Source organism: Blastomonas sp. (assembly GCF_046294995.1).
GTDB lineage: Bacteria > Pseudomonadota > Alphaproteobacteria > Sphingomonadales > Sphingomonadaceae > Blastomonas.
This window is the reverse complement of sequence record NZ_JBKBOG010000017.1, coordinates 28,646-46,568: the sequence shown is the minus strand read 5'-3', so window position 1 is coordinate 46,568 and position 17,923 is coordinate 28,646. Positions and strand designations below refer to the sequence as shown.

General features: G+C 64.2%; 20 protein-coding genes. 9 read left to right on the top strand and 11 right to left on the bottom strand.

The window, feature by feature from the left end; genetic code table 11:
• The first annotated feature begins 19 nt into the window (after window positions 1-19).
• Window positions 20-1,099 (top strand): ABC transporter permease, encoded by a 1,080-nt coding sequence (locus tag ACK4R0_RS14865; protein WP_409675630.1) that lies wholly within the window; start codon window positions 20-22, stop codon window positions 1,097-1,099.
• A complete protein-coding gene (locus ACK4R0_RS14860) occupies window positions 1,099-2,205 on the top strand; it encodes an ABC transporter permease (protein WP_409675627.1) in 1,107 nt (368 codons plus the stop codon). Before ACK4R0_RS14865 ends, ACK4R0_RS14860 begins: the two co-directional genes overlap by 1 nt.
• Window positions 2,206-2,272: 67 nt before the next feature.
• On the opposite strand, the gene ACK4R0_RS14855 is transcribed toward ACK4R0_RS14860, so the two are convergent.
• Window positions 2,273-2,818, bottom strand: coding sequence for a cytochrome b (locus ACK4R0_RS14855; RefSeq protein WP_409675624.1), 546 nt, complete (start codon window positions 2,816-2,818; stop codon window positions 2,273-2,275).
• Window positions 2,815-3,906: a catalase family peroxidase gene (locus ACK4R0_RS14850; protein WP_409675621.1), complete on the bottom strand. Its 1,092-nt coding sequence runs from the start codon at window positions 3,904-3,906 to the stop codon at window positions 2,815-2,817. The genes ACK4R0_RS14855 and ACK4R0_RS14850 overlap by 4 nt, the downstream gene beginning before the upstream one ends.
• A gap of 119 nt (window positions 3,907-4,025) precedes the next feature.
• Between ACK4R0_RS14850 and ACK4R0_RS14845 the strand changes: the two genes are divergently transcribed.
• The 3 genes from ACK4R0_RS14845 to ACK4R0_RS14835 all read left to right on the top strand — a co-directional run bounded on the left by ACK4R0_RS14845 (window position 4,026) and on the right by ACK4R0_RS14835 (window position 6,799).
• Complete coding sequence (locus ACK4R0_RS14845; protein WP_409675618.1) at window positions 4,026-4,565, top strand: sigma-70 family RNA polymerase sigma factor; 540 nt, start codon at window positions 4,026-4,028, stop codon at window positions 4,563-4,565.
• The gene (locus ACK4R0_RS14840; RefSeq protein WP_409675615.1) at window positions 4,562-5,338 is read left to right on the top strand and encodes an anti-sigma factor family protein; all 777 of its coding nucleotides are present in this window, start codon (window positions 4,562-4,564) and stop codon (window positions 5,336-5,338) included. Before ACK4R0_RS14845 ends, ACK4R0_RS14840 begins: the two co-directional genes overlap by 4 nt.
• A gap of 513 nt (window positions 5,339-5,851) precedes the next feature.
• Entirely contained in the window at window positions 5,852-6,799 is a 948-nt protein-coding gene (locus ACK4R0_RS14835) for an alpha/beta fold hydrolase (RefSeq protein WP_409675612.1), read from the top strand.
• 113 nt (window positions 6,800-6,912) lie between these two features.
• On the opposite strand, the gene ACK4R0_RS14830 is transcribed toward ACK4R0_RS14835, so the two are convergent.
• Entirely contained in the window at window positions 6,913-7,296 is a 384-nt protein-coding gene (locus ACK4R0_RS14830; protein WP_409675609.1) for a winged helix-turn-helix transcriptional regulator, read from the bottom strand.
• An 87-nt stretch (window positions 7,297-7,383) separates the two neighbouring features.
• Between ACK4R0_RS14830 and ACK4R0_RS14825 the strand changes: the two genes are divergently transcribed.
• The gene (locus ACK4R0_RS14825) at window positions 7,384-7,941 is read left to right on the top strand and encodes an FMN-dependent NADH-azoreductase (protein WP_409675606.1); all 558 of its coding nucleotides are present in this window, start codon (window positions 7,384-7,386) and stop codon (window positions 7,939-7,941) included.
• Between the two features lies 1 nt (window position 7,942).
• Here the strand turns inward: ACK4R0_RS14825 and ACK4R0_RS14820 are convergent, their stop codons facing one another.
• Window positions 7,943-8,851 (bottom strand): LysR family transcriptional regulator, encoded by a 909-nt coding sequence (locus ACK4R0_RS14820; RefSeq protein ID WP_409675603.1) that lies wholly within the window; start codon window positions 8,849-8,851, stop codon window positions 7,943-7,945.
• Window positions 8,852-8,990: 139 nt separating this feature from the next.
• On the opposite strand from ACK4R0_RS14820, the gene ACK4R0_RS14815 reads away from it, so the two are divergent.
• Complete coding sequence (locus tag ACK4R0_RS14815; protein ID WP_409675600.1) at window positions 8,991-9,320, top strand: nuclear transport factor 2 family protein; 330 nt, start codon at window positions 8,991-8,993, stop codon at window positions 9,318-9,320.
• 48 nt (window positions 9,321-9,368) lie between these two features.
• Window positions 9,369-10,406, top strand: coding sequence for a hypothetical protein (locus tag ACK4R0_RS14810; RefSeq protein ID WP_409675597.1), 1,038 nt, complete (start codon window positions 9,369-9,371; stop codon window positions 10,404-10,406).
• A 43-nt stretch (window positions 10,407-10,449) separates the two neighbouring features.
• On the opposite strand, the gene ACK4R0_RS14805 is transcribed toward ACK4R0_RS14810, so the two are convergent.
• The 6 genes from ACK4R0_RS14805 to ACK4R0_RS14780 all read right to left on the bottom strand — a co-directional run bounded on the left by ACK4R0_RS14805 (window position 10,450) and on the right by ACK4R0_RS14780 (window position 16,457).
• Window positions 10,450-11,022 (bottom strand): hypothetical protein, encoded by a 573-nt coding sequence (locus tag ACK4R0_RS14805; RefSeq protein WP_409675594.1) that lies wholly within the window; start codon window positions 11,020-11,022, stop codon window positions 10,450-10,452.
• Window positions 11,023-11,101: 79 nt separating this feature from the next.
• Window positions 11,102-11,968: an alpha/beta fold hydrolase gene (locus ACK4R0_RS14800; RefSeq protein ID WP_409675591.1), complete on the bottom strand. Its 867-nt coding sequence runs from the start codon at window positions 11,966-11,968 to the stop codon at window positions 11,102-11,104.
• Window positions 11,969-12,076: 108 nt separating this feature from the next.
• A complete protein-coding gene (locus ACK4R0_RS14795) occupies window positions 12,077-13,696 on the bottom strand; it encodes a GMC family oxidoreductase (protein WP_409675588.1) in 1,620 nt (539 codons plus the stop codon).
• A 207-nt stretch (window positions 13,697-13,903) separates the two neighbouring features.
• Window positions 13,904-15,061 carry a benzoate/H(+) symporter BenE family transporter gene (locus ACK4R0_RS14790; RefSeq protein ID WP_409675585.1) on the bottom strand — a complete coding sequence of 386 codons (1,158 nt, stop codon included), beginning with the start codon at window positions 15,059-15,061 and terminating at the stop codon, window positions 13,904-13,906.
• A 133-nt stretch (window positions 15,062-15,194) separates the two neighbouring features.
• The gene (locus tag ACK4R0_RS14785; protein ID WP_409675582.1) at window positions 15,195-16,001 is read right to left on the bottom strand and encodes an alpha/beta fold hydrolase; all 807 of its coding nucleotides are present in this window, start codon (window positions 15,999-16,001) and stop codon (window positions 15,195-15,197) included.
• Between the two features lie 30 nt (window positions 16,002-16,031).
• Entirely contained in the window at window positions 16,032-16,457 is a 426-nt protein-coding gene (locus ACK4R0_RS14780) for an organic hydroperoxide resistance protein (RefSeq protein WP_409675579.1), read from the bottom strand.
• A 139-nt stretch (window positions 16,458-16,596) separates the two neighbouring features.
• On the opposite strand from ACK4R0_RS14780, the gene ACK4R0_RS14775 reads away from it, so the two are divergent.
• Complete coding sequence (locus tag ACK4R0_RS14775; RefSeq protein WP_409675576.1) at window positions 16,597-17,082, top strand: MarR family winged helix-turn-helix transcriptional regulator; 486 nt, start codon at window positions 16,597-16,599, stop codon at window positions 17,080-17,082.
• 18 nt (window positions 17,083-17,100) lie between these two features.
• Here ACK4R0_RS14775 and ACK4R0_RS14770 read toward each other — a convergent pair whose 3' ends face one another.
• The gene (locus tag ACK4R0_RS14770; RefSeq protein WP_409675573.1) at window positions 17,101-17,910 is read right to left on the bottom strand and encodes an SDR family oxidoreductase; all 810 of its coding nucleotides are present in this window, start codon (window positions 17,908-17,910) and stop codon (window positions 17,101-17,103) included.
• Window positions 17,911-17,923: the final 13 nt, after the last annotated feature.

Sequence of the window (17,923 nt, the reverse complement as noted above, 5' to 3'; positions counted from 1 at the left end):
GCGTCGCAATCCCTGGGATATGGCGCTGCTTACGTGGCTGCCGCTTTTGCTGTGCGGTGTGATTGCGTGGCAGCTGTCGAGCGGAGTGGCACGGGATCTGCCGGTGCTGCTGATCGATCAGGGGCACAGCGCCATCGGGCGGGATCTCGCGGTCCGCATCGAGGCAGCGCCCGGCCTGAGGCTGGCAGGAAAGGTGCCCGATCTGCCCACCGCAGAACGCATGATCCGCGCAAAGCAGGCGCTCGGAGCCATCCTCGTCCCCCGCGAAACCGCGCGCGCCGCGCTGAGCGGTCAGGCGCCCGTCATCGTCTATTTCAACGCCAGCTACCCTTCTGCTGCTGCGACCATCCAGCGCGAAGCCGCTGCTGTCATCGAGTCCGCCAATGCCCGTCTTGCCGTGACCCGGGTGGGGATTGATGTGCTGCCCGCAAGCATGCGTCCCGCGCCGGTCCGCGCAATCACGGTGATGGCCGGGAATGCTCAAGCCAGCCAGGAGCAACAACTGGTCAGCCTGCTGCACCCGGCCCTACTCCACCTGCTGTTCATGCTGGCAGTGGTCTCTGCTTTCGGGCGCGAGTTGCGCGATCGCAGCATCGCCGAATGGGAACCCGATATGCCTGCGCTGGCGGGCAAGGCTGCGCCTTATCTTGCGGTGTTCATGGGCTGGGGGTTGCTCGCGATCCTGTGGCTTGCAGGCGTGCGCGGGTGGCAGTTTGCCGGATCGCCGACGGTGCTGATTGCGGGCTACGCCGCGATGTATCTGGCGTATCTGGGCATGGCGCTGCTGCTGGTCGGCGCCACCCGCACGCTCAGCCAGTCGCTGTCGATGACCGGGCTGTATGCCGGGGCATCCTTCGCCTTTGCAGGTGCCATCTTCCCGCTCGACCAGGCAAGCCTGTTTGGCCGGGTCTGGGGCAACCTTCTGCCATTCACGCATTTTTCCAGGCTGCTGGCCCGCACTTGGATCGCGCAAGGAACGCCGGCATCGCACGTTGGCCCCCTGTTGTGGATGCTGGTCATTGCGCTGGTCAGCGCAGTGCCGGGCGTGCTGCTGTATCTCAAGGCATCGCGCGATCCCCGCAGTTGGGGGCGGCGCTGATGGGACAAGCCTTCCGGGCGCTTTTTGCGGCGATTTTTGCCGATCGCGCCGCGACCTTGCTGCTGCTGCTCTCACCTTTGATCTATGCCGGTTTCTATCCCAGCGCCTATACCGGCGAAGTGGTGGTCCGCGCGCCAGTGGTCGTGGTGGACCAGGATGGCACGTCGGCGAGCCGGGGATTGTTGATCGGCGTCGGCGCGGTCCAGCAGACCGAGGTAGTCGCCAGCCTTGCCAGCACTGCAGAGGCGCAGCTGTGGCTCGCCGAAGGGCGGGCGGTGGCGGCACTGATCATCCAGCAAGGCTTCGGCGAGGATATCGCCCGGGGCGACCCCGGAACGGTGCTGCTGACCGGCAACGGCGCCTATCTGCTGCGGGCATCGAGCGCACTTTCCGGGATCGGCGTGGCGCTCGGCCGAACGGGCCGCGATGCTGCAAGGGAACAGGCGCGCGCCGCAGGGCCACCCACGCAACCCGGACTGGTGCTGGTGTCCCGCCCGCTGTTCAACACCCGCGAAGGCTATGGTGCGGCGGTCTTCCCCGGCGTGGCCTTTGTCATCATCCATCAGAGCCTGTTGCTGGGCCTTACCTTGCTTGCCGGGACCGCGCGCGAGAAGATGGGCCCCGCGATGCGATTTGCGCCCCGGCAGCTGGCTGGCATCGCTTTGGCAGCATCGTGCATCGGCCTGGCAGAAGTCGCCTGGTTCGTCGGCATGGTGTTCTGGTGGCACGATTATCCCCGAGCGGCTGCGCCACTGCTTGATGTCATGGCAGCCGCGGTCCTGTTCGTCGCCGCCACGGTGGCTGCCGCGCTTGCGCTGGCCAGCCTGTTCAGAACCCGCGAACGCCCTCTGCAGCTGGGCCTTGCCCTGTCGCTACCCCTGTTCTTTCTGACCGGCCTGTCATGGCCTGCAGAGGCAACTCCGGTTGCGCTGGTCGCGATTGCCCGACTGTTTCCCACCACCTCGGGGCTCGAACTCATGGTGGGGCTCAATCAGATGGGCGGAACGCTGATCGATTATTGGGCAGCGGCGCTCAACCTGGTGCTGCTTACACTGCTCTGCGGTAGTTTCAGCTATTGGCGGTGGACCGGTAACTGGCGACCTTAAGAAGCAGATTGATTCATCACCCATGGTAGGTCTTGGTCAGCCTATGCCTCCCACTGACACACATGGATCAATGTGGGCCAAGACCAAGCGTCATGCTGCGCAACACGCCGTCGCGGCGCAGCAGTCCATGCGCCAGGGCCGCCGCGAGATGGCCTAGGATCAGCACGAAGAACAACAGCGCGACCACGGTATGCGCCTTGCGCAGCAGCGCATAGAGCGCAAGGTCGTGCGGCAGGATCGCTGGCAAGGTCAGCGCTTTTGTCACTACGACCGGATAGCCGCCCGCCGAAAGCATCGCCCAGCCGAGCAGCGGCATTCCTATCATCGCGGCATAGAGCAGGATGTGCGACGCTGCGGCAATCCGCTTTTGCCACATCGAAAGGTCATGCGGCAACGCCGGCGCCTGCGTCATCAGGCGCAGCGGCAACCGTACGAGCACCAGCGCCAGGATCACGATGCCCACCGGACGGTGCAGTGCCAGCAGCGCCGGATAAAGCGGGCCCGTGGTCGATACCATGCCGACACCGATGAACAGCATCGCCAGCACGGCCAGCGCCATAAGCCAGTGGAGCATGCGCAGCGCAGGGTGGAAGCGTTGAACATGGCGGCTCATCGTGCTGTCTCCCGTCGTGCTGTCTCCGGATCCATGGCCCCACCGGCCGCGCTTGGCCCCGCCCCCTCGGCGGCGCGCCGGGAGAACGAAGAGGAATAGGCCTTGGCGCGCGCAGCGAGCAGCGGATCATCGGACAGGCCGATACCCTCGGGCAAAATGGTCGGGTCGAAATTCAGATCGCGGCACGCGCCGGTTTCTTCTGGCGACACCGCGTTGATCGTCAGTATTCCGGCCTCGATCGTCCGGTGTGGCCCGGTCCAGGCCACCGTGGCGTTGTCGGTGACGTCGCCCGGGTTGGCAACGACAAGCTGGAGGTGCCAGCGTGATGGCCCTTTGGCGGTCCGCGCTGTCATCTCGCGCAACAGGTGATCGCGCGGCAATCGATCGAGCCTGGCCTTGTCGAGCCCGGTCAACGCCGCCTCGGGAACGAAATGCCAGCGCACCAGCCGCGCCGTGCCTGCACGATCGGTGAAGCGGAACGCATTGATGCTGTAATAGATTGCGTTGGCAAAACTGTCAGGCAGCACCGCTTTTGCCATATAGTCCTGGAACGCCCTCACCTCCGGATGCGCGGCGAGGAAGGGCTGGATCAGCGCTGGGTCGGGCATGCCCGTTGTGGCATCGGGCTTTGTCGCGCGCTGGAGCGCCAGGAACGAGTCGATGTCGGCAACCGGAAAGATCGGCGTGTGGTCCATCGCCATCCGCCATTGCTGACCGTCGGGTGTGTTCAACAGCAGCGCCATCGAGTGAAAGACGTTGCGCCCGTCGCCAGCCAGCGGGTTGCCTCCGGCAAGCGAAAAGCGGCCGATGACCGGGTAGCTGCCACGTGCGAGCGCCTGCGCAACCGACAGCGCCGCACCGGACCCCGTCGCAGCGAACGTGCCCGAAAAGCACAGCCCCTTGGCATGCGCGCGGCGATAGCCGGGGTGCTTGCCGCCGTTATCCTCGAGCGCAGCGATCACGTCGCCGCCGTTGACGCGCCTGGCGCCGATCCAGCCGGCTGCCCAGGCAAATGCGGCAATGAACAGCAGGACGATTGCCCCGATCAAGGCCAATGGTCCCAGGCGCGTATGTCGGTCGGTTGACATGGAGAATTCCGATTTCGTGAATGATCCACACCAGACGACGCCTGCGGTCGGTTTATTCCGGACCACATGATAATTTTTCGCGCGCGGAATAAACGCGGTTCCATTACGTCCTTATCATCATGCAAGCACCGGTGGAGCCGAAGGCCGATCTGATCGAAGCCGTCCAGCCGCTGATCCCGGCGTTGCGGCGCTATGCCCGGGGGCTGCTGCGCGATCGCGATGACGCCGACGATTTGGTCCAGGACGCGCTCGAACGGGCGATGACGCGGTGGCATCAGCGTCATGCCAAGGGCTCCGTGCGCGCATGGCTGTTCGCCATCGTGCACAATCTGGCGATCGATCAGCTGCGGCGGAGACTGCGGCGCGGCACCCCTGCCGACATCGACACTGTGCCCGAGGCCGCGCTTTCGATACCGCCTGAGCAGGAAGCCGCGATGCGGCAGGGCGACATATTGTTGCTGGTTGCGCTGTTGCCCGCAGAGCAACGCAGCGTCCTGCTGCTTATCGGCGTGGAAGATCTGAGCTATGCCGAAGCTGCGGCGGTGCTCGATATCCCGCAAGGCACGGTGATGTCGCGGCTCTCTCGGGCACGCGAGAGATTGCGGCGGATGATGGAGGACGCGCCGGCTTCCTCGCCTGCGCTGAGGATCGTGAAATGACCAAAACCCATGTGACCGAAGCCGAACTTCAGCAATATGTCGACGGTCGGCTGCCGCAAAGCCGCGAAGAAATCGTCGCTGCGTGGCTCGCCGCGCGCCCGGATGAGGCCGCGCGTATCGAGGCATACCGTCGCGAGCGCGATGCCTTGCGCTTGGCGCTCGCCCCGGTTGCAGAAGAACCCCTGCCCCCCGAACTCGATCTGCATCTGCGGCGATCCGGGCCTTTCGGGCGTTGGTCCGCGCACGGGCGGGCGCTTGCCGCCAGCATCATGCTGGCGCTGATGATCGGAGGGGGATCGGGCTGGGTGTTACGCGGCTTGAGCACGCCTGCGACAGCAGGCACCGCTGCGCTCGCCCGCGAGGCGGCGGCCAGCTATGCCGTTTTTGCCAGCGACGCGGACCGCCCGGTCGAGATCGCGGCAAGCGAACAGCAGCTGCTCGACGACTGGTTCTCACGCCGTCTGTCGCGGCCGATCAGGGCGCCCGATCTTGGCGCTGCGGGGTTTCGGTTGATCGGCGGGCGGCTGGTCGCGACCGATTCCGGTCCCGCCGGCCTGTATCTTTATCGCGATGCTTCGGGCAATCGGGTGGCGCTTTATCTGCGTCCGATGCGCGTCGAGGGGAATGATCGCATGATCAAGCGCGATATCGGTCCCGTCCGCGGCTGGACCTGGGCCCAGGACGGGCTGGGGTTCGGCATGTTCGGCGAGATGCCCGACGAACAGCTGCACCGCACCGCCGATATGGCCAGGGCACAGTTCGTTCCTGCCTGAAGGCGCGATGGAACGCGGGTTCGATGCTCCCCCGGCAGCGGGCTTGAAGTCGCAGCAACGTGCTTCCCGCGTTGACATGGTCGCGCGCAGATCGTCGGCGACGACCGTTTCGGCTGCGCTGATGCTGGAGAGGCGTCCGCCCCGCCGGGCAAACGGGGCGGACCCCAACATACCGCGATGAGCGGAAATTTCGCACAGACAAAGGGAGGCAGAGGAGGGTCAGGGAGCCTCACCTTCCCCGCCGCTGCAGCGGGCACGGCAGCAGCGGTACGGTCTGGTGCGAAATGTTGCGCGCAAGGTTGCATGGCCTCGAGCGCAAGGCCGTTTCTATCTGCGCTGGGCTACGCAACGATATCAAACCGCAGCCGCGCTGTTGCGGATGTAACATCCGGCAATCGGTTCAGGACCGCGCCCACGCATTTCGATGACATACGCAACACAAGCGCCGTCCGCGATTGACCTCCAGCGCCGGTGCACGAAAAGGTCTCGCGTCCACTCCGATGAGGTGCAACCATGCCACTCGCCCGCACATTCATTTCGCGCAGAACGATGCTGTCAGGACTTATGGCCGGACTTGCCGCAGGATTAGGCGTTTCAATCGGCGCTCAAGCCATCGCGCAACCCTTCCGGACGCGATCACTGCCTCCCGTTCCGTCGCTCCCGGACCTGGATACCGAAGGCTATACCGAAACTTCCGGAGCCAAAATTTGGTACGGGCGCATCGGTGCGGGGCCGCCGGTCATTCTGCTGCACGGCGGCATGGCGAGCAGCCGTTCCTGGGCGTTGCAGGTACCAGCGCTGATCGCGGCGGGCCATGAAGTGATTCTGGTCGATAGCCGCGGCCACGGGCAAAGCACATTGGGCGCCAGTCCGCTCAGATACGAACTGCTGGCTGACGATATTGCTGCGGTCATCGCGGAGCTCGACCTTGATGCCCCATCGCTTATCGGATGGAGCGATGGCGGCATCGTCGCGCTCATGCTCGCCGGTCGTGCAAACCATGGCCTGAGCGGGGTTTTTGCCTTTGGTGCCAATATGAGCGCGCAGGGCGTTCGCGCCGACGCGGACCGGGCGCCCATACTGGAACTTGTCGGGCCACGCCTGCGCCAGGATTATATTGAACTGTCGCCGGCGCCGAGCGACTTTGCAACTCTGAGCAGCGCGGTCCGCAAGATGCAACAAGGGCTGGATGGCTGTGGAACCAGCCGACTGACCGCAATCGAAGGCTTATCCGTCACGATCGCAGCCGGCAGTGATGACGAGTTCATTACGCCAGAGCATCCCGAGTATCTTGCCAAACACATATCGGGCGCGCGGCTCCGCATCATTCGCGATGCCGGTCATTTCGCCCCCTGGCAGCAGCCAACCGCTTTCAACAGGCTTTTGCTCGAGTTTTTGGGCGCTGATCGGCGGCTCGCCACGATTTCGGGAAATGGCCCGGACAAAGCTTCGGCTATATGATCGGCGGTGCGCGATGTATCCCTGCCCCGAGCCGGACGTCGGTTCGCAACATGGCTTGAACTCACGCCTGGATCGAACAGCTTAGGTGGCAATGAACGAGATCGCTACCCGGCTCATTCAACCGATGTTTCGCGCGCATCGAAAACTGTTCGGCTCGTCTCGATCAGACCTTCATGATCGAAGACCCAACGCCCCAGCGCAAGGCCTTGTTCGGCAAGCGAGTGCCCCAATGGCGTGAGCGCATACTCTACCTGGGGAGGGACCGTGGGATACACCGTGCGGCGAACCATGCCATCACGCTCCAGCTTGCGCAGCGTACGGGTCAGCATCTGCTGGGAGATACCCGCGACCGAACGGCGGAGCTGGTTGAACCGCTGCGCACCTGCGTCCAGCACGACCACCACCGGCAACGTCCAGCGATCGCCGATCCATGCCAGATGTTGGGCGACCTGCGGGCACCGGTCGGTGTCCAGTGCATGTTCTGCGGTCATATCCATGTGACTAGGTCCTGAAAATATGCGTTCTTGGCGGTCGAAGCGCACTGCGTATTTATGGGAGACCCAAACCAATAGGAACAGTCCCCCATGAAAGTTCTCCATCTCGATTCCTCGATTCAGGGCGAAAACTCGGTCAGTCGCGCGGTTTCTGCCGCCGTCGTCGAGCAACTGCGCCGGGCACAGGGCGATCTCGAGATTGCGTATCGCGATCTCGGCTCCAGTCCGCCTGCACATCTGACGCTTGCTGGCTTCGGATCCTCTGAAGCGGCAGACATTCTCGAGCAGTTTCTCGCAGCCGACATCGTGGTGATCGGCGCGCCGATGTACAATTTCGGGATACCGACGCAGCTCAAGAGCTGGTTCGACCACATCCTGATCTCGGGCAAGACCTTCCGCTATGGCGCAAACGGCGCCGAAGGGCTTGCGGGTGCCAAGCGGGTCATCGTCGCACTGGCGCGCGGCGGGTTCTACACCGACGCTGCGGGCGCCACGATGGAGCATACCGAGACGCATCTGCGTGCCATGCTGGGCTTCATCGGGATTGCGAACCCTGAGGTCATCATCGCCGAAGGCATCGCGACCGGACCCGAGCAGCGCGATAAAGCGATCGAGGCCGCGCTTGCCGATGCCGCGCGGGTTGGCTAGCTCACATTGTCCGTGCTGCCCGGGCGAGTTCACGCGCCAGGTCGACAAACACCTTGAAGGCTGCGGGGGGATTGCGACGGCTGGGGTAATACAGGCACAGCGGCGAAAGCTGCGGCGTCCATTGTTCGAGGACACGCACAAGCCGGCCGGCAGCCATATCCGCAGCGACGTCCGATTCCATGAAGAACCCGATGCCTACCGCTTCCAGCACGGCGATCCGCGCCAGGCTGGCTTCGTCGAGCGTGATCGGCCCGTCGACATCGACCTGCAACTCCTGCCCTTCCGCCTCGAACTGCCAGCGAAACATCGCGCCATTGGGCAGCCGGGTGCGGATACAGGCGTGGGTGAGCAGGTCGGCGGGGACCTGGGGCTGGCCGCGACGGTCGAAATACGCCGGCGAGGCGACCACCGCGTAGCGCCGCGCGGGACCGAGCGGGATCGCGATCATGTCGGTCGGCACAAGGTTCTGGCTGCGCACCCCGAAATCGAAGCCGTCCGCGACGATATCGACCAGATTGCCCTCGGTCACCAGATCGATCCGGACCTGCGGAAATCGCCGCAGGAACTCGAGGATCAGCGGAGACAGGATCTCGCGCCCTGCTGTTGCGAAGGTGTTGATGCGCAGCGTGCCCGATGGGGTATCCTGTTGCGAGCGGACGGTATCGAGCGCCTGGTTGATCTGCTTCAACGCCGGCGTGACCTGATCGACGAACCTGCGCCCGGCTTGCGTGAGCGAGACGCTGCGCGTGGTCCGATTGAAAAGCCGCACCCCCAATTGCGCTTCGAGCTTGGCGATCGCGTTGCTGAGCGCGCTGGTCGACATGCCAAGATCGAGCGCGGCTGCGCGAAACGAACCGCGGCGATCGATCGCCAGAACCGCATCGAAATCGGTCAGGTTGAAATTCGACATTGTCCGGAAACTCGCAATACTATGTCCCGTTTTATCCTGATTATCATGACGAGGTCAAAGGCCTAGTCTGGGGTCATCAAGCCCGCATGCATTCTTGGCATTCGCCATCCGATGCGCCGGGCCAATCAGGAGAAAGACCATGACCATCCAATTGCCGAACGTGATCGCCGAATATTTTGCAGCCGACAAGCAGGGCAATGCGCAGACCATTGCCGAATGCTTTGCGACCGACGCGGTCGTGATTGACGAAGGCAACACGTATGTGGGCCGCGATGCAATCCGGCAGTGGATGGCGAATGCCTCGACGCAGTACACCTACACGGTCGAGCCCTTCGACCTTTCGGAAGACGACGACGGTATCATCGTCACCAGTCACCTGGTCGGCAATTTTCCTGGCAGCCCTGTCGATCTGCGCTATTTTTTCGTTCTCGACGAAGGCCGGATCGCCCGGTTGAAGATTATTCCCTGATCCAGCGCATAGGCTGATGATCAGCAGAATGCGGGTTGGAGGAAGCATATGAAGAAGGCTGCTGTCGTGTTCGCGGCGTTATCTCTTGCCGTGCCACCTGCCTATCCACATGTTCCCGTCCAGCTCGCAACCAGTGGCAAGACGGTCGCCTGTCCCGAGCCCGGCGGTTTTGAAGCTTATTCGCCGATCGTCTCCCGCGTCGGCCCACCGGACGCTGCGGTACTGGAGATTTTTTCTGGCGCGGCAACATCCGCTATCGCGGTGCACCAGCTGACCCCGCCGGAACGGGTGCGATTGCAAAACGCCCTTGCGAAGTTGCCGCGCCTGCACCGCGATGTTCTGCAGCGGCATTTAAGGCGGCTGAGTTTTCTCGATCTGGAATCGGGCGGCGGAAGCGCCTTGACCAGCAAGGTCGGGCCTGATGACGCCAGCACGCTATTCGATATCACCTTCAGGGCAAGCCTGCTCGACGAAAGTCTGACCAAGTTTCTGAACACAAAGGAAGCCCGTCTGTTTGTGGACGATGGATCGGGCTTCAGCGTGGAATTCGACGCCGGTCCGGCGGATGCCCTGACCTATGTATTGCTCCACGAAGCAACGCATATCGTCGATCAGGTCTTGGGCCTTACCGACGATGCCGCAGGCCCCTTCATGTCAGGTGTCTGGGCTGATGTCCGGGCTCTCTCACAGCCCCACGCCGACAGTCTCGCCGCATCAACGCCATTTCGAAGGCAGCCGCCTATACCGTTGCGCTATGCGCCGGCTTACTATGAATCGCTTCGCCAAAGCCCGTTCGTCTCGTTCTATGCGACCGCGGCAGCGAGCGAGGATGTGGCAGAGCTATTGGCATGGCAGCAGCTGGCGATGCGCTTCAATCAGCCATTGACGCTGACGGTCCGCGATAACCAACGGGTGGCTGTGTATCGCTACGAGCCACTGGCTGGCCCCGCAATCCAGTCTCGCTTCGCTGACTGGCAGGAGTTGCTCAGCCGGCACGAACAAGGTTCGCTGCTCTGCGCTGGTGAAGTATCCGGGGTCGAAGCGGTACGGACAACTGGCACGATGCAAGCGGCGGCGCGCGATTAACTATGGGCAAGCCGAAAAGGCACCAGCCAATGGGCGTCTTGCCTCAGCCGCAACCTTCCACATAGGCCAGTGCAGGCATCTGGCCTGCATGTATCTGGCTGACCGTTCCATCCGTGCCGATCTCGAACCGCAGCCCGGACGTTTCAGGACCCGCATCGACGGTGGTCAGATATTTGGCGGGCGGCGCCTCGTATTTGTGAAGCTCCTCGCTCAATCCGGGATAACGCAGGATGACCATGGCTTCGCTGGCTCCGACACCAAGGCCGCCAGTCAGCCTGACCGTCGAAGTCGGGCCCAGGGTAATGCGGCGAACCTTGCCTTGCTCCACGATCGCATAGACGCCGCCGAGATCGGCAGATGAGGATGTCGTGCAGCCATTTGCGCTGGTGACACCTAGGCTGGACCAGCCGCCCGAGGCGGGGACCGGCTGCCCAATCCTGAGGTCGCCAAGTCCTTGCGCGGTCAATTCTGGCAAGCGGGAAGAACGTGGTGTGGGTTGGGCTTGCGGCGGCTGATCCGGCGTGGCGCGCTTCGTCGCTGCGGCTGGATCCGGCTGGGATGAACATGCGCCCAGGGCAAGCGAAACCAGTGCGGCGAACGGCAATATCTGTCTCATGACGGGGATCTCCTCGGATCTGAACGCTGCGCCGCCTTAACCATCGGATGGTCGACTGGCATGATGAAATCGCGCCGCTCTATCCCGACACGGGCTCGCACCCCGACATCGCCGGCGACCTGGATGTCCGTGTAAGGAACTCGTCCAGCAGCGCGTTGACGTGATCGGGCTGTTCGAGGGTCGCGCTATGGCCGCAAGCGTCGATGATATGCGCTGCAACGCCAAGCCGGCCCGCCATTACGATGCTCTCGGCGGCAGGACGCGACGCATCCTGTCGCCCCGCAACGATGAGCGTCGGCGCAGCGATGCGGTCAAGCAGGTCGAGCGCGTCGTCACGCCCGAAGATCAGTTTCCCAAGCGGCACGATCGACTGGCGCAGCCGATTGGCGCCAAAACGCTCGATCTGGACTTGCAGGCGATCCTTGAGGATCGGTGCGCTGCCGGGAGCGAAGAAAAGCGGGGCGATCGTCGCTGCAACGGCGTCGTTGACCCGGCCCTCGCGTGCGACCTGATCGAGCATCGCGAAATACGTCTGACGGTTCATCTCCGGCTCGGCACTGAGATAGGTGTTCATCAGCGCAAGGCTGGTGACCCGTTGCGGTGCCATCGCCGCGAGATGCGCTCCCCACATCCCGCCCAGCGAGGAGCCGGCGACCGCGAACGTCCGGATCTCGAGCTGGTCCATGACCGCGAGCATCTGGCTGGCGATATCGGCCAGCGTTTCCGTCCCGGATGGGAGCGACCCCGACTGGCCGTGGCCCCACATTTCGGGCACGATCAGCCGGTACCGCGATTTGAGCGCCTCGACCTGCGGCTGCCACATGCGCCAATCCCACAGGAACCCGTGGCCCAGCAGCACCGCCGGACCTTCGCCCTGATCGAGCACCGAGAGCGTGCGCCCGGAAATGGCCAGCAGCCGGCGGATGGGGGTATCTGTGTGCATCATGCGTCTCTCTTTAGGATTTTGCGCGTGGAGCGACCTGAAGTCTTGCGAACGTGCATCACACCCGTTGGCCGGACCAATCCGGCCAACGGGTGCTGGAGCAAACGCGGCTCAAAGGCCGTGTTGGGTGCGGATGCGCATCGCGGCCTGCTCGCCGATGATGGCGCAGGGTGCTTGCGTGTTGCCGGTGGTCACGCGCGGCATGATCGAACCGTCTGCGACCCTGAGGCCCTCGATCCCGTAGACCGCGAGCGATGCATCGACGACCGACATGTCGTCCTGTCCCATCTTGGCGGTGCCGCACTGGTGCCAATAGGTGACCGCAGAATCGCGGATGAAGGCATCGAGCCCTTCGGTGTCACGGTCGTTGGGCATGACCTCGCGCTTGACGAAGGGCTTGAAGGCATCGCCGTTGCCCAGGTCTCGACACAGTTTGACGCAGGCGCGTGCGGCCTCGAGGTCTTCGGGATCGGACAGCATGTTGGTATCGATGGCGAGCGGCTTGGCCGGATCGGTATCACGCAGGAATAGGCGGCCGCGGCTCTTGGGCTGCGCGAGACCTGCAAACATCGTCCATCCATGCTCGGGCACGCCGATCGCGGCGGTGCGTTCGCTGGGCACCGGGAACTCGACCTGGCAGAACAGCAGATCGGGCGAGGCCAGATCGGGGCGGCTCTTCCAGTAGAGCTTGGCTTCGCTGCCGCTGTTGCGTGGCGCCAGCGGTTCGCCGAGCTCCCACATGCACCCGAAGGACACATGATCCTGCATGTTGCGCCCGACGCCCGGCAGATGCTGCACCACGGGGATGGAATGCCGTTCCAGTTCGGCGCGGTCGCCGATGCCCGACAGCATCAACAGCTTGGGCGTGTTGATCGCGCCCGCTGACAAGACGACTTCGTGGCGCGCGCCGACCGAGAAGACGCGTCCGTCCTTCTCAACCTCCAGACCGATCGCGCGGCGCCCGTCGAACAGGACGCGGCGGGCGAGCGTGCGGGTCATCACCGTGAGATTGGGACGATCTGTCAGAGGATGGACATAGGCGCGGTACAGCGAATGGCGACGCCCGTCGCGGACCAGCATATCGGTCATCGCCGCGCCGCCCTGGCTTTCCATCATCGCGCCATTGGGGTTGTCGAACGTCGGGATGTCCAGATCGCGCGCCGCGCCGAGCAGCGCGGTCGCCAGCGGGCTAGGGTCGTGCGCTGGTTGCACCCAGACCGGCCCATTCGTGCCCCGATAGCGCGGGTCGGGCGCGCCCTGCCAGTTTTCTATCCGACGATAGATGTCGAGCACCGATTCGTAGCTCCAGCGATCGTCGCCGGCCTCGGAGGCGAAGTGCTCCCAGTCGGCCTTGTGGCCGCGTGCCCAGACCATGACGTTGATGCTTGATCCGCCACCCAGACCCTTGCCCATCGCCATCGACAGTTCGCGGCCGTTCAGATGCGGGTTGGGTTCGGCCTGAAAACCCCAGTCTCGCTCGGTGCCGAGGTTCGTCGGCCACAGGGCGGGGTTCAGCACCGATTCCGCCTCATCGCTTGCGCCGGCTTCGATCAGCAGGACATCGACCGCAGGATTTTCGGCGAGGCGGCGGGCAATGACCGAGCCCGAAGAGCCTGCACCGCAGACGATGAAGTCATAGGTGTGCTTGATGTTGCCATTGAGCCGCGCCTGATTTTCGGCGGCCCGTGATGCAAAACCGGGAACTTGATGGGGGTGTGTATCGATTGTCATCGTCGTTTCCTTTCATCTGGAATGATTGCGGCTTCGAGGGCGGGCGGAGACCGGTCGCGCGCATCAGCCGCATGCCTGCGGCAACCGGAGAATGAGGCATTTCGATAAGCGAGTAAGTATCAAATCTATCAAATACATCAAAAGCATTATTTTCAGAATGTGGTTACAGGTTTGCAACATTTGGTCGTCGCACAAGCGGGAGAAGGTTCAGACGGAGCGGTTCAGGGCGCGTCTCAACGCAAGCGTGCCGAACCCGGCCATCAGTCCCCAGAAGGCAGAACCCAGGCCGAACACGGTCAGCCCCGAGGCTGTCGCGAGGAAGGTCAGCATCGCAGGGTCGCGGTGGTTGCGCGAAGCCAGCGCCGCATCCAACGCCGCCGTGAGCGAGGAGACAAGAGCAAGGCCCGTCAACGTCGCGATGACCGGTGAAGGCAGCGCGAGGAACAATCGCACCAGCAAAGGCGCAAACAGCGCCAGCAGCAGATAGATCGCTGCATAGACGACGCCTACCGCCCACCGCCGGTCACGCTCCAGCTGCGTATCGTCCCCCGTGCAGATGGTAGCGGTGATGGCGGCCAGATTGATCGCATGGCCTCCAAAGGGTGCGGCCACGACGCTGGCGATGCCGGTGCCCACGAGCAGGGGGCCGGCCTTGGGCTCGTACCCGGCTGCGCGCAGCACGAGGAGGCCGGGCAGATTTTGCGACACCAGAGTGACCAGGAATAGCGGAATGGCGATACTCACGATCGCCCTGATATCGAACGTCGGCGTAACCAGCGCGAGCGTGCCTAGGGTCGCACCGCTCGGCATTGCGGCGAAATCACCGCGCGCCAAAGTCGCGCCAAACCCCGCCGCGAGGACGAGCACCAGCGCATGGTTGGGAAAGCGGCTGCGGCCGATCACGAACAGCGCGAGCAGCAGCAGCACGATCAGGGGATCGACCCGCGCGGCGCGGAACAGTTCCAGACAGAACGGCAGCAGCACCCCTGCCAGCATCGCCGACGCAATCGCAGGCGGGATGCGCTCGACCAGACGGCCAAGCGCCGGGATGCAGCCCAGCACGATCGTCATCAGCCCTGCCGAGAGGAATATGCCCGTGACGATGGTCCAGGACAGGCCGGGTGCGCTTGCTGCGAGCAAGGCTGCGCCGGGCGTCGACCACGCCAGCACCACCGGGATTCTCAGCCGAAAGGACAGCACAGCACCTGCCAGCGCGATCCCAAGGCACAGCGCCGTCACTGCAGAGCCTGTCTGCGCAACGGTGGCACCCAGCATCCGCATGGCCTGAACCACCAGCGCCACGGTGCCGCCAAATCCGACGAGTGCGGCGATCAGCGCCGATGACAATGCGGCAAGCGGTGGCATGTCGGTCTCCGTATCTTGAGCGGTCTGCAGCCTTGCGGCCATCCTGGGGGAAAAGGGTGCAGGGCAGCGCTTCGCAGCACTGCCCTGCCAGCACCCTGCCCGGGGAGGGGCATGGAGGCAGGATGCTATCGGATCATGGGGCCGTGCGCGAAGCCGACCGCGCGGCCTGGTCGATCGTGTCGGCCACCACCTTGGGCTGGGTCATGAAGACCGCATGGCTTGCCTGAACCTCGGTGACCCTGGCGCCGATCCGCGTTGCCATCGAACGCAACATGCGAAGGTCGAACGCCTTGTCGTCGGTCGCGATGACCGCCCAGCTGGGCTTGCTGCGCCAAGCTGCCTGGGACAGCGTGGTGGTGAACGCCGACATGGTGATCGGCACCTGCGAATCGCGCATAAAGGCTGCATCCCGGTCCGTGGTATCCGCAGCGAACGCGGCCTTGAACAGGGCAAGGTCGATAAAGCCAAAGCCATCGGTTTGCACATCGAGCACGAATTCGGGCGGAGTGGTAAAGCCGTCATACTGTTGCGCGGTGGTCTCCCCGGCATCGGGCGACAGCGCTGATACATAGACCAGACCCGCGACCTTGGGATCGACACCCGCTTCGGTAATTACGGTCCCGCCCCAGCTGTGGCCGACCAGGATGACGGGTCCGTCCTGCCGGGCGATCGCGCGGCGGGTCGCAGCGACATCATCGGCCAGCGAGGTGAGCGGGTTCTGGACGATCGTGACGCGATAGCCGCGGCTGGTCAGGTCGTCATAGACGCCGCGCCAGCCCGATCCGTCGGCAAAGGCACCGTGGACCAGCACGACATTGCGAACCGACTGTTCGGCGACCAAGGGCGCCGACGAGTTGGCGGTCTGCGCGATGGCGGGGACGGCAAATGACGCGGCCACTGCGGCGGCTGCGGCGACGAAGGTGCGAACGGTATAGAACATGGCAAATTCCCTTCCTTTCAAGCGGGCAGTTCAGGCGGCGAGCGCAGGACGGATGTCGAGATTGCCGCGGGTGGCGTGCGAATAGGGGCAGACGATGTGCGCCTGATCGACAAGCTGCTGACCGATGACTGGATCAATCCCCGGCAGCGAGACCGACAGGGCCACGTCGAGACCAAATCCCTGACCGTCGTCGCGCGGACCGATGCCGACCGATGCGGTGACGCTGGCGGACTCGGGAAGCTTCACCTTGCGCTGTGCAGCCACGAACTTCAGGGCGCCCAGGAAGCAGGCCGAATAGCCGGCGGCGAAAAGCTGCTCGGGGTTGGTCCCTGCGCCGCCTGCGCCGCCGAGTTCCTTCGGCGTAGCCAGGTCGATCGCGAACGAGCCGTCGGCGGTTGTGGCATGGCCCGTGCGGCCACCGGTTGCACTTGCTTCGGTACGATACAAAACGTTCATCTTCGTTCTCCTATATGCGATAACGTTTATCGCGATAGCAGTTATCTAATTTGAGCATCGCGGTCTGTCCAGCAAAAAGTTATCGCGATATGTATTTTTTCGATCCGGTCGCTATATGGGGTGCAGAAGGAGTGCCGAGATGACCCAAGCCAACCCCCCCGTCCCGCTCGACGATCAGCTTTGCTATGCGATCTATTCGGCAGGCATGGCGATCCAGCGCGCCTACAAACCGCTGCTCGACGAACTGGGGCTGACCTACCCGCAGTATCTGGTGCTCAACATTCTGTGGCGCGAGGACGCCCAGCCGGTGGGGCGGATCGCCGAACAGTTGGCGCTCGAATCGAGCACGCTGACGCCGCTGCTCAAACGCCTCGAGGCGGCGGGCATGGTTCAGCGAACCCGCAATCCCGCCAACGAACGGCAGGTCGTCGTGCGGCTGACCGACGCGGGCCGCGCCATCCGCGGTCGTGCGGGCTGTCTGGGCGACACCTTGCTCGCGGCGTCGGGCCAGTCGCCTGCGGCCCTGGGCAGCCTCAACGCCGACGTCCGGGCGCTGCGAGATGCCGTCTACAGGCATACCGGTGGCTGGGAGGTCGCCGCCGGCCCCCGACCCGAGGCCGACTGATTCGGCGGCGCGCACCGATCACACCGTCGGGATCGTGCCACCGTCGATCACATACTCGGTGCCGGTAATCGTCGCGGCGCGGTCCGAGGCGAGGAAGGCGATCAGGTTTGCGACCTCTTCTGGCTCGGCGGGGCGTCCGATCGGGATCCCGCCCAGCGCCTCCATGATCATCCGCTTGCCGCCCTCGACATCGGTGCCGTGCTCCTTGGCCAGCCGCTGCGCCAGATGGATCGAGGATTCGGTCGCGATCCAGCCCGGCGAGACCCGCACCACCCGGACCCCGCGCGGCGCGATCTCCTTGGAGAGGCTCTTGCTGTAGGTCGAGAGTGCCGCCTTGGCCGCCGCGTAGGCCGTCGTCGAATCGGGCAGCGGCAGAACGTTCTGGATCGAAGTGACATGGACCACGACGCCATGGCCCTGCGCGACCATGCCGGGCACCAGCGCCCGGTCGAGCCGCACCGCCGGCATCAGGTTCAGATCGATCTCGCTGCGCCATTCGTCATCGCCGAGCGCGGCAAAGCCGCCTGCCGGAGCCGACGATCCGCCCAGCATGTGGACGATGATATCGACACCGCCCAGCCGCTCATGCACCGCTGCGGCGAGCTCGGCGCAGCCTTGCGTGGTCGTGAGGTCGGCCGCGATGAAAGTGGATTCGGCGATATCGTCCGCCCTGCTGCGCGCGGTCGTGACGACGGTCGCACCCAGTTCGCGCAGCAGCGCCACGGTCGCCGCACCCGCTCCGCGCGTTCCCGATGTGACGAGCGCACGCTTGCCCTCCAGCGTCAGAAACGGGGTCGGCTTGTGAGTCGTGGAAGTGGTGGTCGTCATGGTCTGCTCCTGC